General features: G+C 65.5%; 5 protein-coding genes. 1 reads left to right on the top strand and 4 read right to left on the bottom strand.

What is annotated here, in order from left to right; genetic code table 11:
* Positions 1 to 84 precede the first annotated feature (84 nt).
* From FY036_RS22690 to FY036_RS22675, 4 genes are all read right to left on the bottom strand, one after another.
* A complete protein-coding gene (locus FY036_RS22690) occupies positions 85 to 1,284 on the bottom strand; it encodes an ABC transporter substrate-binding protein (protein ID WP_148916967.1) in 1,200 nt (399 codons plus the stop codon).
* Positions 1,285 to 1,332: 48 nt separating this feature from the next.
* Positions 1,333 to 2,073, bottom strand: a complete 741-nt coding sequence (locus FY036_RS22685) for an ABC transporter ATP-binding protein (RefSeq protein ID WP_148916966.1) — start codon at positions 2,071 to 2,073, stop codon at positions 1,333 to 1,335.
* Positions 2,066 to 2,821, bottom strand: coding sequence for an ABC transporter ATP-binding protein (locus tag FY036_RS22680; RefSeq protein WP_148916965.1), 756 nt, complete (start codon positions 2,819 to 2,821; stop codon positions 2,066 to 2,068). Before FY036_RS22680 ends, FY036_RS22685 begins: the two co-directional genes overlap by 8 nt.
* 322 nt (positions 2,822 to 3,143) lie before the next feature.
* Positions 3,144 to 5,060, bottom strand: a complete 1,917-nt coding sequence (locus FY036_RS22675; protein WP_148916964.1) for a methyl-accepting chemotaxis protein — start codon at positions 5,058 to 5,060, stop codon at positions 3,144 to 3,146.
* Between the two features lie 336 nt (positions 5,061 to 5,396).
* On the opposite strand from FY036_RS22675, the gene FY036_RS22670 reads away from it, so the two are divergent.
* On the top strand, positions 5,397 to 13,925 hold the full coding sequence (locus FY036_RS22670) for a GH36-type glycosyl hydrolase domain-containing protein (RefSeq protein WP_148916963.1): 8,529 nt from the start codon (positions 5,397 to 5,399) through the stop codon (positions 13,923 to 13,925).
* Positions 13,926 to 13,954: the final 29 nt, after the last annotated feature.

Below are 13,954 nucleotides of genomic sequence, written 5' to 3'. Positions count from 1 at the left end.
CGGCGATCCTGCGGTTTGTCAGCTGGTCATGCGCGGACGCGCGCCATGCGAGGCAGCGCGCGTCCTGTCGTTACCGTGTGGCCGTTACTGAACCAGCGAGCAGCCGCCGTCTGCGAGCGGACGGAAGGCCTCGGCGGCAGGAATGGTCGAGACCGTCTCGTAGTAATCCCACGGGCCTTCCGACTGGTCCGGCGTCTTGACGCGGAAGAGGTACATGTCGTGTACCTTGCGGCCGTCTTCACGCACCTCGCCCTGGCCGAACAGCGGATCGTCGGTCTTGAGCTCCTTCATCTTCGCGACCACGGCAGCGCCGTCATCCTTGCTGCCGAGCGCCTCGACCGCCTTGAGGTAGTGAAGCGTGCCGGCATAGACGCCGGCCTGGATCATCGACGGCTTGTTGCCGGTCTTTTCCTCGAAACGAGTGGACCATTCGCGGGTTTGGTCGTTGAGATCCCAGTAGAAGCTCTCGGTGAGCACGAGGCCCTGCGCGACGTCGAGACCCAGCGAGTGGACGTCGTTGACGAACATTAGAAGGCCGGCGAGAGACTGACCGCCCTGCGTGATGCCGAATTCGGAAGCCTGCTTGATCGAGTTGATGGTGTCGCCGCCGGCATTGGCAAGGCCGATGACCTTTGCGCCCGAGGACTGCGCCTGAAGCAGGAAGGACGAGAAGTCCTGGCCGGGGAACGGCGTGCGAACGCCGCCGAGCACGGTGCCGCCGCTCTTCTCGACCATCGCCGTTGTGTCGCGCTCTAGAGCATGGCCGAACGCATAGTCGGCGGTGACAAAGAACCACGAGTCGCCGCCCGCGGCCACCATCGCGCCGCCGGTGCCGTTGGCGAGCGCCCAGGTGTCGTAGGTCCAGTGGACCGTGTTGGGCGAGCAGGCCGAGCCCGTGAGGTCGGACGAGGCGGCGCCGGAATTGACGTGGACCTTGTTCTTCTCACGCGTGATCTCGTGAATGGCGAGCGCGACCGACGAGGTCGGAACGTCGGCGATCATGTCGACATTCTCGGTGTCGTACCACTGGCGGGCGACGTTTGAGCCGACGTCCGGCTTGTTCTGGTGGTCGGCCGAGACGATCTCGACGGCGATGCCCTTGTCGGTGCCGAAATCCTCGACGGCGAGTTGGGCGGCGATGACCGAGCCTTCGCCCGTGATGTCGGAATAGATGCCGGACCGGTCGTTCAGCACGCCGATCTTGACCGAAATGTCTTGCGCCAGCGCGCTCGTCGCCATCAGCGATGCAGCGAGCGATGCCAGCAGGAATCCTGTGTTCTTCATTTCATTCTCCTCCGGTTGTCCGGCGCTGACTGCGCCTTTTTCTTCCAGCTACACGCCCAGATAGCCGTGCAGTTTCTCGATGTTGGCGTCGAGCTCCTCGTTAGGGATCATGTCGATGACGCGCCCCTGCTCGACGATGAAATGCCTGTCGGCGACCGACGAGGCGAAGTGGAAGTTCTGCTCGACCAGCACGATGGTGAAGCCTTCCTGCTTCAGCCGCGCGATGGTGCGGCCGATCTGCTGGATGATGACCGGCGCGAGCCCTTCGGTGGGTTCGTCCAGCAGCAGCATCTTCGCCCCGGTGCGCAAGATGCGCCCGATGGCCAGCATCTGCTGCTCGCCACCCGAAAGCTTGGTGCCCTGGCTCGAAAGCCGCTCCTTCAGGTTGGGAAACAGGTCGAAAATCTGCTCGACGCTCATGCCGCCCGGCTTCACCTGCGGCGGCAGCATCAGGTTCTCCTCGACCGAGAGCGACGAGAAGATGCCGCGTTCTTCCGGGCAGAACGCGATGCCGGCACGCGCGATGGCGCGGCTGGGCAGGCCGATCGTCTCGGTGCCCTCGAAGGTGACGGAACCCTTGCGCTTGGGAAGGATGCCCATGATCGCCTTGAGGGTGGTCGTCTTGCCGGCGCCGTTGCGGCCCAGAAGCGTCACGACCTCGCCGGGCCTGACGTCGAAATTGATGCCGTGAAGCACATGGCTTTCGCCATACCATGCCTCGAGGTTCTGCACGGCCAGAAGCGGCTGAGCGGCTGCGGAAATCTGAGTTGCGAAGGCTGCCTCAGCCATGGCCGGCTCCGATATAGGCTTCGATGACGCGCTCGTCCTTGGACACGGTGGCGTAGTTGCCCTCGGCCAGAACCTTGCCCCGCGCCAGCACGGTGATGGTGTCCGACAGCGAGGCCACGACCGACAGATTGTGCTCGACCATCAGGATGGTGCGGTTGGCCGAAATGCGCTTGATGAGGGCCGAGATGCGCTCGATGTCTTCCTGCGCCATGCCGGCCATCGGCTCGTCGAGCAGCAGCATCTCGGGGTTCAGCGCCAGCGTGGTGGCGATCTCCAGCGCGCGCTTGCGACCGTAGGAAAGGTCGCTGGCGTTGGTGTTCTCGAACTCCGACAGGCCGACGTCGTTGAGCAGCGAGCGGGCCTCGTCGTTGAACTCGGACAACACTTTCTGCGAGCGCCAGAAGTCGAAGGAATCGCCGCGCTTGCGCTGAAGCGCGATGCGCACGTTCTCCATCGCGGTGAGGTGCGGAAACACCGCCGAAATCTGGAACGAGCGCACGAGCCCGAGCCGTGCGATGTCGGCCGGCGACATCGAGGTGATGTCCTCGCCCTTGTAGGTGATGCTGCCCCGCGTGGGCGGCAGAAACTTGGTCAGAAGGTTGAAGCAGGTGGTCTTGCCCGCGCCGTTGGGGCCGATCAGGGCATGGATCTGGCCCCGCCGCACCTGGAGATTGACGCCCTCAACGGCAAAGAAGCCCTTGAATTCCTTGGTCAGATCTTTTGCGGCCAGAATTACGCCGTCACTCATGCGTCCTCACACACCACTATCAGCGCGCCGCATGGCCGCGGCACGCATCGTTACGTGTGCCTCCTCCCGAGAGGCAACTGCTGTTCCCCGCGCCACGATCTTTCGCCGCGTCGCGATGACAGAGGATGCACAATGCCCCCTGCAAAGCAAGTTCGTATAAATACGCTTTGGTTGGCGGGCGCGTTTCGGTTTGCCGCGCTTGGCCTGTCAACAGGCTGTTTCCGCGACGAAAGTCTAAGCTGCGCGAGCCCGTCCGAAAATGGCGAAGGCCGGCTTGGATGCCGGCCTTCTCTGAAAAATCGGTCGCGTTGATTCGGCCGGGTCAGCCGTGCGCCACGGAGGCGTGCGGTTCGTACGCCGCAGCGTTCCGCATCGCCTTGCCGGTGTCGTGAAGCGGATTGCGCAGCATCACCAGCTCGGCCCCGTGCGCCCCTGCACCCTCCAGCGAGAAGCGCGAGATGAGCGCGCCCAGCGCCTGCGCCTCGCGCGCCAACGAGTGGCTCGCAGCCGTCGACTGCTCGGCCATCGCGGCATTCTGTTGGGTGGCCTGATCGATCGTGTTCACCGCCGAGTTGACCTCCCCCAGGCTGGTGGCCTGCTCGCGCGCGGCAGTGACGATCGCGGCGATGTGGTGGTTGATCTCGGCGATTTCCGCGACGATGGTCTCGAGCGAGGTGCCGGTGTCGCCGACGAGTTGCACGCCCGTCTGGACCTGATCGGCCGACGTCATGATGAGCGCCTTGATCTCCTTTGCGGCCTCGGCCGAACGCTGCGCCAGCGCGCGCACCTCGGACGCCACGACGGCGAAACCCTTGCCGGCCTCGCCCGCCCGCGCAGCCTCCACGCCCGCGTTGAGCGCGAGCAGGTTGGTCTGGAAAGCGATCTCGTCGATGACGCCGATGATGCTCGAAATCTCGCGCGACGAGGTGTCGATGAGGTGCATGGCGTGGACGGCCTTCTGCACCGTCTGCCCGGAAAGTTCCGCGCCTGTGGTGGCACGTTCGACCAGCTTGCCGACTTCCTCGGCGCGGCGCGAGGAGTCGCGCACGGTGGCGGTGATCTCTTCGAGAGCGGCAGCCGTTTCCTCCACCGACGCCGCTTGCCTTTCGGTGCGGCGCGACATGTCGTCGGCGGCGTTGCGGATTTCCTCCGTGCCGGAACTGATCGCGCCCGCATTCTCGCGGATTTCGCCCATGGCCTCGCGCAGCTTTCCAACCGAGGTGTTGAAATCGAGGCGCACCTGTTCGAGGCGGCCGGTGAAGGCTGTGTCGATGTTCTGCGATAGATCGCCTTGGGCAAGTGCCGCAAGCGAGGCGGCCAGCGCGTCCACTGCCGCCGATATCTCTGCGTCCATGGCCCGCTTTTCAGCGTCGTTGCGTGCGCGTTCCGCATCGCTGGCGGAGCGATGCTCCGCGCTTTCGCTCTCGATGCGCTGCTTCTGCAATGCGTTTTCGCGGAAGACGGCGAGAGCCCGGCCGATCTCGCCGAACTCGTTCTTCTTCTCCTGATAGGGGGCCTCGGCCGTCATGTCGCCCGCAGCCAGCCGCCTGACGGAAGCCGTCAGCGTGGACATCGGCCGGATCTTGGCGCGGATGGCCAGGAAGCCGGCAGCGCCGAGCACCAGAAGACACAGCGCGCCGACGCCGACCACCAGCCGAAGCATGGTGTCGATCTTGGCGAAGTAGACTTCCATCGGAATGCCGATGAACAGGATGCCGACATTGGCGCCCGCTTCGTTCTTGACGGGAACGTAACCGGTCATGAAGTCGCGACCGAAGAGCTTGGCCTGTCCGTAAAAAGCCTCGCCGCGCGCCAGAAAAGCCTGCGCCGGATGATCTGCCGCCAGTTCCGTGCCGACCGCGCGCGTGCCGTCTTCCTTGAGCACGTTGGTCGAGACGCGGACGTATTTGTCGCCCTGCGTCTGGAAGACGGTGGCGACGCCGGCGATGGAGTCTGCCGTGCGATCGACCAGATTGTGATCGGCGATGGGAGGAATACCTGCGGCGGTGACGCCGGAAAGGCGCTCGGTCTCGATGGAAACGCCGACACCTTCGAGCGACATGCCCGCAAGCACCGCCATCGTGCGCGCCGCGTCGCGCGCATCACTCTCGGCGTCCGCCATGACGGAGTTCTTGAGATTGTAGTGCATGGCACCCACGATGGTTGCCACGGTGAGGAAAATCAGCGCGACAGTGATCGCCGCGCTCTGGAAGACGATGGAAGAACGGAACATGCGCATCTTTGGGCCCCCGCTGGCAATTGATGCAATGGGCTCCGACTTAAGCCGTTAAAGCTTTAATGAATTGTTGGCGGGATGTGATTTCGTCCCTGTTTAAACGCATTTCTGCAAATAATCGCAGTTTCCGGACCTTGTCGGCTTCGCCTTCGCGGCAGAGGCGATGTTGTGACGTTTTGTGTTCAACGCGCTTATTTCGCACTGCAACATAATGTGTTCGCGCGAGGCCTGTCGTGCATGGAACTTTTGCCATCCTCAATCGGTTTAGGTCCATTCCGCATCGTTCCGGCCTGCAACCGGTATCAATCCATTCGTCGCATCTTGGCGGAGCCCTACCGCATGAACGTCCACGCCGGCCCGACCCTTCGGACTGACACCGCCAAACCGTTTCGGGACATCGAGATACCGATACGTTCCGCCTTGACCCATCAGGGCGATCTGCGCCGGCTGGGCGCAGCACTCGCGCGCGGCTCCCGCGAGCATCTCGAAGGGCTGGAAAAATTCGATCCGCGCGAGCGGACCAAGGAGAACGCAGAGCGCATCCGCACCGTGGTTCAGGCGCTGAACCGCGCCCAGCTTGCCGGCGAGAGCGTTACGCCTGCCGCAAACTGGCTGCTCGACAACTCGCACGTGGTGGAACAGGCGATCGCCGAAATCCGCCGCGACCTGCCGCCGCGCTTCTATCGCCAGCTTCCGCTGATGGATGGTCTGGACCTTCCCCGCGTGCTGGCCATCGCATGGCTGTACGTCGCGCAATCCGACAGTGCCGTCTCGGCCGACGGGTTTCGCGAGGTCGTCAACGGTTTCCAGGAAGTCCAGCCGCTGCGCATCGGTGAACTGTGGGCGCTGCCGTCGATCATGCGTTTCGTGCTGGTGGAGAACCTGCGTCGGCTGGCGCTGCGCGTCGCGCGGGCGCACGATATGCGCCTGCTCGCCAACCAGGTTGCCGACAAGCTTGCCGCCACGCCCGCCGACGACGACGTAGGAATCCTGCGCGGCTATGCGCAGCAGGCTCGCGACCGGACCTTCGCGACCCAGCTTCTGCACCGCCTGCGCGACGGCTCGCAGGTTTCGAGCCGTGCCCTCGCATGGCTGGAGGGAGAACTGGAAGCCATCGGCACCGATGCCGAAGAGATCACGCTGGGCGAGCACGCCAACCTGTCGTCGGGCAACGTCACCACGGGCAACATCATCAAGGGCCTGCGCCTGATCGACGATACCGAATGGACGGTGTGGTTCGAAGGGGTGAGCCGCATCGACCATCTGCTGCGCGAGCGCACCAGCTTCGAAGCGCTCGACTTCGCCTCGCGCGATGCCTACCGGCGCGCGATCGAGGAACTTGCCAAGCGCTCCGAGCACGAAGAATACGACGTGGCGCTGCAGGCGGTGGCGCTGGCCGAAGGCGCTGTCGAATGCCGCTCCGGAGACCGGCAGCGCGTCGATGCCGGGTGCTTCCTGGTCGGCCCGCGGCGCGGCGAGTTCGAGCGCCAGCTCGGCTATGCGGTGCCGCCTGCCACCCGGCTCCACCGCTTCTACCGCAAGACCGGCTGGCTGGGCGTGGTGGTTCCCGTCGCGGTCCTTACGGGCCTGCTGCTGGCCGCATCGGCACTGGCGCTGGCCGACTACGGGCTGGCTGCGGGCGCGGTCGCGCTGCTGATCGCGCTTTTCGCGCTGCCGGCGAGCGAGGCCGCCGTCGGCCTCTTCAACACGCTCGTCTCGTCATTCGTCGAGCCGACCCGGCTGATAGGCTACGAATACAAGGGCGGGGTGCCCGAGGAAGCCCGGACGATGGTGGTGGCGCCGGTCTTGATCGGCAGTCGCGACGACGTCGAGGAGGCGGTGCGCAACCTCGAAATCCACTATCTTTCCAATATGGAAGGCGAGCTTCATTTCGCCGTGCTGTCGGACTGGCCCGACAGCGACGTCGAGCAGAAGCAGTCGGACATGGACCTGCTGGAGCATGCCCGCCAGGAGATCGCCGCCCTCAATACGCGCTACCCCAAGGAGGGTGCGGCCCGCTTCTTCCTCCTCCATCGCCGCCGGCTCTACAACAAGACCGAAGGCTGCTGGATGGGCTGGGAGCGCAAGCGCGGCAAGCTGCACGAGCTGAATACGCTGCTCCGTGGCGACCGCGACACCACCTTCTTCGCCCCCACCGATCCGCTGCCGACAGGCGTCGAATACATCATGACGGTGGACGCCGACACGCGCATGACGCGCGGCGCGGTGGCGAAGCTGGTGGGCAAGATGCGCCACCCGATGAACCGGCCCGCGATCGATCCGGGAACGGGCAGGCTCACGTCGGGCTACGGCATCCTCCAGCCGCGCGTGACACCGTCGCTTACGACCGGCGACGAGGCATCGTTCTTCCAGCGCATCTTCTCGGCCAGCCGCGGCATCGACCCCTACGTCTTCGCCGTCTCGGACGTGTATCAGGACCTGTTCGGAGAAGGCTCGTTCACCGGCAAGGGCCTCTATCACATCGACGCCATGGAGGCGGCGCTCAAGGGGCGCATCCCCGAAAACACCATCCTCAGCCATGACCTGCTCGAAGGCGCCTATGCGCGTGCAGCCCTCGTCACCGACGTGGAACTGATCGAGGATTATCCGACGCGCTACCTCGTCGATGCGTCTCGCCAGCATCGCTGGGCGCGGGGCGACTGGCAGCTGCTGCCTTGGATCCTCAATCCGCTTTCGGGCGTACCCGCACTGTCGCGCTGGAAGATGGTGGACAATCTGCGCCGCTCGCTGATGCCGATGGCATGGATCGCGGCGTCTGCCGCAGGCTGGACGCTGCTGCCGTTCACGCAGGCCGCCCAGTGGCAGGCGCTGCTGGTGCTGAGCCTGTTCCTGTCGCTGACCTACGGCATCGTCGATTCGGTCATGCCGCGCGACCGCGAGGCGACGTTCAAGAACCATCTGGCGGCACTTTTGCGCGACTTCGCCTTCGCCAGCGCGCAGGTGGCGTCGAAAGTGGTGCTGATGGCGCACCATGCATGGTCGATGAGCGACGCCATCGTGCGCACGCTCTACCGCCTGTTCGTCAGCCGCCGCCACCTGCTGGAATGGCGCACCGCCTCGCAGGCCGAGCGGTCATACGGCAACGACCTTTCGGGCCACTACCGCGCCATGGCGGGCGTGCTGCCGATCGCAGCGGTCGGCGTGTTGCTGCCGCTGGCCGCCGGCTCGACCGGCGTGGTGATCGCGGCGATCTTCGCGCTGTTCTGGGCAGGGTCTCCGGCTTTCGCGTGGCTATTCAGCCAGTCCGCCGAAACCGAGGAGAAGCTGCATGTGACGCCGGAGGATGCGGCGCTTTTGCGCACAGTTGCGCGCCGGACGTGGCTCTACTTCGAGACCTTCGTGACCGCCGAGCACAACATGCTGCCGCCGGACAATTTTCAGGAGACGCCGGCCCCCGTCGTGGCGGCGCGCACCTCGCCGACCAATATCGGCGTCTATCTCCTGAGCGTCGTGTCGGCCCGCGATTTCGGCTGGATCAGCCTTGCCGAAACCATCGACCGGCTGGAGCGCACGATTTCGACCATGGAGAAAATGGATCGCTATCGCGGCCATCTCTACAACTGGTACGAGACGCGCACGCTCAGGCCGCTGCAGCCGCGCTACATTTCCGCGGTCGACAGCGGCAACCTTGCCGGACATCTCGTGGCCGTGGCCGCCGCATGCGACATGTGGGCGGCCGCACCCGCAGCGCATCTTCAGGGCGATTTCGGCGGCATCATCGACGTCGCAACCATCATGGACGAGCAACTGGCCGACCTGCCGGACGACCGGCGCGCGCTGCGGCCGTTGCGCCAGCGGCTGGTGGAGCGGATCGAAGGGATGCGCCGCGCGGTGGGGATCATCCGCGACGAGCCGGAAACGGCGGCCATCCGCACCATCAACCTCACCGTGCTGGCGGCCGACATTCGCAAGCTGGCCAAGGGGCTTGACGAGGAGATCGGCTCGGATGCAAGCGCCGATCTGGCGCTGTGGGCCGGCAAGCTGGAAAAGGCCTGCGAAGCCCATATGGCGGATTCGCACATGGAGGAGAATGGCGTCGGCAAGCTGCGCGCCAAGCTTCTGGCGCTGCGCGACCGTTCGCGCAAGTTCGCCTTCGAGATGGAGTTCTCCTTCCTGCTGCGGCAGGACCGCAAGCTGCTGTCCATCGGTTACCGCGTCGATGAGCGCCAGCTCGACGAGGCGTGCTACGATCTTCTCGCATCGGAGGCGCGGCTGACCAGCCTTTTCGGCATCGCCAAGGGCGACCTGCCGACCGAGCACTGGTTCCGGCTCGGTCGCCCCGTCACCGAGATCGGGTTCTCCGGTGCGTTGCTCTCCTGGTCCGGCTCGATGTTCGAGTATCTGATGCCGCCGCTGGTGATGAAGGAACCGCTGGGCGGCATCCTCAACCAGACCAACAACCTCATCATCCGCAAGCAGATGTCCTATGCGCGTAGCAAGACCGTGCCGTGGGGCATTTCGGAAGCGGCTTATCATGCCCGCGACCGCGAGATGACGTACCAGTATACGAACTTCGGCGTGCCGGGGCTCGGTCTAAAGCGCGGGCTGGCGCAGGATACGGTGATTGCGCCTTATGCCAGCCTTCTGGCGGCGCAGTTCAGGCCGGCCGACGCCGTGACGAACCTGAAATGGCTTCGCACGCTGGGCGCGATGGGCCGCTACGGCTATCACGATGCGGTGGATTTCACGCCGACGCGCGTGCCGGAAGGCAAGCGCCATGCGGTGGTGCACAATTACATGGCGCATCACCACGGCATGTCGATCGTCGCCGTCGCCAACGCGATCTTCGAAGGCCGGATGCGCGACCGTTTCCATTCCGACCCGGTGATCGAGGCGGCCGAGTTGCTGCTTCAGGAAAAGGCGCCGCGCGAAATCCCGGCTATGCCGATCCGCGCCGAGACAGGCGAGCGCATCGCGCCAGTAGTGGTCGACGAGCGGCCGGATTCGCGGCTGATCCTCGACCCGCTGCGCGCCATGCGGGCTACCAACATCATGTCGAACGGCCATTACAACGTCATGGTCACCTCGACGGGAACCGGCTACAGCCGGGCGGACGAAACCGCGGTCACGCGCTGGAACGCCGATCCGGTCGAGGAGCGCACGGGGACGTTCCTGTTCCTGGCCGATCCCGCCAGCGGAGACTGGTGGTCGGCATCCGCCGAGCCCAAGCGGGTGACGGGTGAGACCAGCCGCGCCTTCTTCTGCGACGACCGGGCGGTCTTCACCAAGACGGTCGGCACGCTGCGCTCGGAGATGGAGTGCATCGTCGTCTCCGAAGGCAATGGCGAGGCCCGCCGCCTGACCATCTGGAACGAGGGCGACGAGGACCGGCACATTGAGGTGACCTCGTTTGCCGAACTGGCGCTGAACTTCGAGGCGGCCGACATAGCCCACCCGGCCTTCTCCAAGATGTTCGTGAAAACGGAGATCGGGGGCGAGGACGGCGCGACGATCTTCGCCGAGCGGCAGAGGCGCTCGACCAGCGAGCCCACCATCGCGCTGGCTCATTTCGTGACCTCCGGGGTTGGCGTTGCGCGCGAGGTGGAGGCTGAAACCGACCGCCGTACCTTCATCGGGCGCGGACGCTCGATAGCCGACGCCGCCGCGTTCGACCGCGGGGCCAGCCTGTCTGGTTCCGCCGGCTTCACGCTGGACCCGGTCATGGCGTTGCGGGCGAAGGTGCGGGTGCCGGCGCGCAAGAAGGTTGCGCTGACCTTCTGGACCATCGTCGCGGCAAACCGTGAAGACGTGGAACAGGAGACGCGCCGTTTCCTGCATCCCGACAGCTTCCAGCGCCAGGCCATGCTGGCCTGGACGCGCTCGCAGGTGCAGACGCGCCATGTAGGCCTCAGTCTTGCCGAAGCGGCCGGCGTGCAGAAGCTGGCGCGTTATCTGCTTTATCCCGATCCGGCGCTGCGCGCGCCTGCCGAAACCATTGTGGGCGGACTGGGCCGCCAGTCGGCGCTGTGGCCGATGGCGATCTCGGGCGACTTCCCGATCTTCGCGCTGCGCATAGGCGACGTGGCGGACCTCGAGATCGTGGCGGCGGCGCTGCGGATGCAGGAATATCTGCGCGCGCATGGCCTGCTTGCCGACCTCGTGATCGTCAACGAGCAGGCGTCCTCCTACGTGCAGGATCTGCAGCAGGCGCTGGAGCTTCTATGCGAGAACGCACGCCTGCGCGGGCGCGAGCTGGGGCCGCGCCAGCACATCTTCGCAGTGCGCCGCGATCTCATGGACGACACGTCCTACCGCACGCTGATATCGTCGGCGCGCGTGGTGATGCATACCCGAAACGGCCCCGTCCTCGACCAGATCGAGCGGGCGGAGCTGACCGCGACAATGGCGGAAGCCGCCGCCCGCGAGGCAGCGACCGCGAAGCGTCCCACTACGCTGCCGCGCGCCGAAACGACGGAGACGGTAAGCGTGGGGCCTGTGGCCAATGCCAAGGCTGGGGGGCAAGGGCTCGCGTTCTGGAACGGATATGGCGGCTTTGCCGACGATGGACGCGAATATGTCGTGCGTCTCGCCGGCACGAACGTGACGCCGCATCCTTGGATCAACGTGATCGCCAATGGCGAGTTCGGCTTCCACACCTCGTCCGAGGGCGCGTCGTTCACCTGGAGCCGCAACAGCCGCGACTTCCAGGTCACCCCGTGGTCGAACGACCCGGTGACGAACCGTCCCGGCGAGGCGTTCTACATCCGCGACCTTCAGAGCGGCGAGGCCTTCTCGCCACAGGCCTGCGTGCTGCGCGACCCCGACGCGGTCTATGAGGCGCGGCACGGGCGCGGCGTCTCGACATTCTCGGTGCGCCGGGGTCGTCTGGAAGCCGAACTGACGCAACTCGTCGATCCGGCCGACCCGGTGAAGGTGCAGCGCCTGCGCATCACCAACCATGCCGCGATGCCGGCGAAGCTGCGTGTCTACGCCTATGCCGAGTGGGTGCTGGGCAACAACCGGGCACGCAGTGCATCGCTGATCGTGCCAGCGCGCGACGCCGTGACTGGGATGCTGAGCGCGCACAATCCCTACCATCTGGATTTCGGTGACCGCACGGCATTCCTGGCCTGCGACGGGGTGAACCAGAGCTTCACCTGCGACCGGGCCGAGTTCCTCGGTGCGGGCGGCTCGACCGCTAGACCAGACGTGGTGCGCAAGGGCACCGCCTTGTCAGGTACGGTCGAGACCGGTCGCGATCCATGCGCCGTCATTGCCTGCGACATCGAAGTCGCGCCCGGCGAAACGATGTCGCTGCACGTCGTGCTGGGCGATGCCGCCTCGCAGGCCGAGGCTGCGGCGCTGGCGAAGAAGCATCTCGACGCGGATTTCGAGGCCCGGCTTTCCGCCAACCGCGAGACCTGGGACGCATTTTCGGGTGCGTTGCAGGTGGAAACGCCCGATCCGGCCTTTAACGCCATGGTCAACACCTGGCTACCTTATCAGAGCCTCGCCTGCCGCATCCGTGCGCGCTCGGCGTTCTATCAGGCAAGCGGGGCGTTCGGTTTCCGCGACCAGTTGCAGGATACGCTGGCACTCCTGCTGCACGACCCTTCGCTTGCGCGCGCGCAAATCCTCAACGCCGCATCGCGGCAGTTCGCGGAAGGTGACGTACAGCACTGGTGGCTTCCGGGAACTGGAGCCGGGGTGCGCACGATCATCTCGGACGACGTGGTCTGGCTGGCCTACGGCACGTTCCACTACGTGACGACCACGGGCGACCGCGCCGTTCTGGACGAGCAGATACGCTTCATAGAGGGCCCGGCGCTCGGCGAGGGTGAGCACGATGCGTTCTACACGCCCGAGCAGTCGCGCGAAGGTGCGACCCTCTACGAACATTGCGCCCGCGCGCTCGACCTTGCGGTGAAGCGTACCGGCGCGAACGGGCTGCCGCTGATCCTCGGCGGCGACTGGAACGACGGCATGAACCGCGTGGGAGAGCAGGGAAGGGGCACGAGCGTCTGGCTCGGCTGGTTCCTGCTGAAGGCGCTGCGGGACTTTTCCTCGATAGCCGAGCAGCGTGGCGACGCCGCGCGGGTCAAGGCCTGGCGCGCACACGCCGGCAAGCTGAAGAAAGCGTTGGAAAGCGAAGGCTGGGACGGCGAATGGTATCGCCGCGGGACGTTCGACGACGGCACGCCGCTGGGCTCGAAGACGTCCGACGAGTGTCGCATAGACTCCATCGCCCAGTCGTGGGCCGTGCTGTCGGGCGAGGCCGATCGCGGCCGTGCGGAGCAGGCGGTGGGCAAGGCGGTGGAGCTGCTGGTCGATGACGAGCTGCGCATCGTGCGTCTGTTCGATCCGCCCTTCGAGCACACCGAAAAGGATCCCGGCTACATAAAGAGCTATCCGCCCGGCGTGCGCGAAAACGGCGGCCAGTACACCCACGCGGCAACGTGGCTGGTCGTCGCTCTGGCCGAACTCGGACGCGCCGATGAAGCCTATCGCGTCTTCTCGATCCTCAATCCCGTGAACCACGCGTCAGGATCCGACGAAACCGAACGCTACCGGGTGGAGCCATATGTCGTGGCCGCCGACGTCTATTCGCAAGCCGAGCGGGCAGGGCGCGGCGGCTGGACCTGGTACACGGGGTCCGCTGGGTGGCTCTATCGCGCGGCGGTGGAAGGTATTCTCGGAATCAGACGCGACGGCGATGCGCTGCTGATCGCGCCCGCGCAGCCTTCGTCGTGGGAAAACTTCTCCGCAACCATGACGATCGGCACTGCGCACTACCGCATCACGGTGCGGCGTGGCGACGCAGCCGGCATCACGCTCGACGGGCGCGAGAGCGGTGACCGCATTGCAATAAGGGACGGCGAGCACGAGGTCGTAGTGACGGTGACCTGAACCGATTCAATCGTTTGCTGCACAAAATC

The sequence above is a fragment of the Neoaquamicrobium microcysteis genome, from assembly GCF_008180155.1.
Taxonomy (GTDB): Bacteria; Pseudomonadota; Alphaproteobacteria; order Rhizobiales; family Rhizobiaceae; genus Aerobium; species Aerobium microcysteis.
Note: the sequence above shows the minus strand (reverse complement) of the source record. Positions and strands in the feature narration are given on the sequence as shown.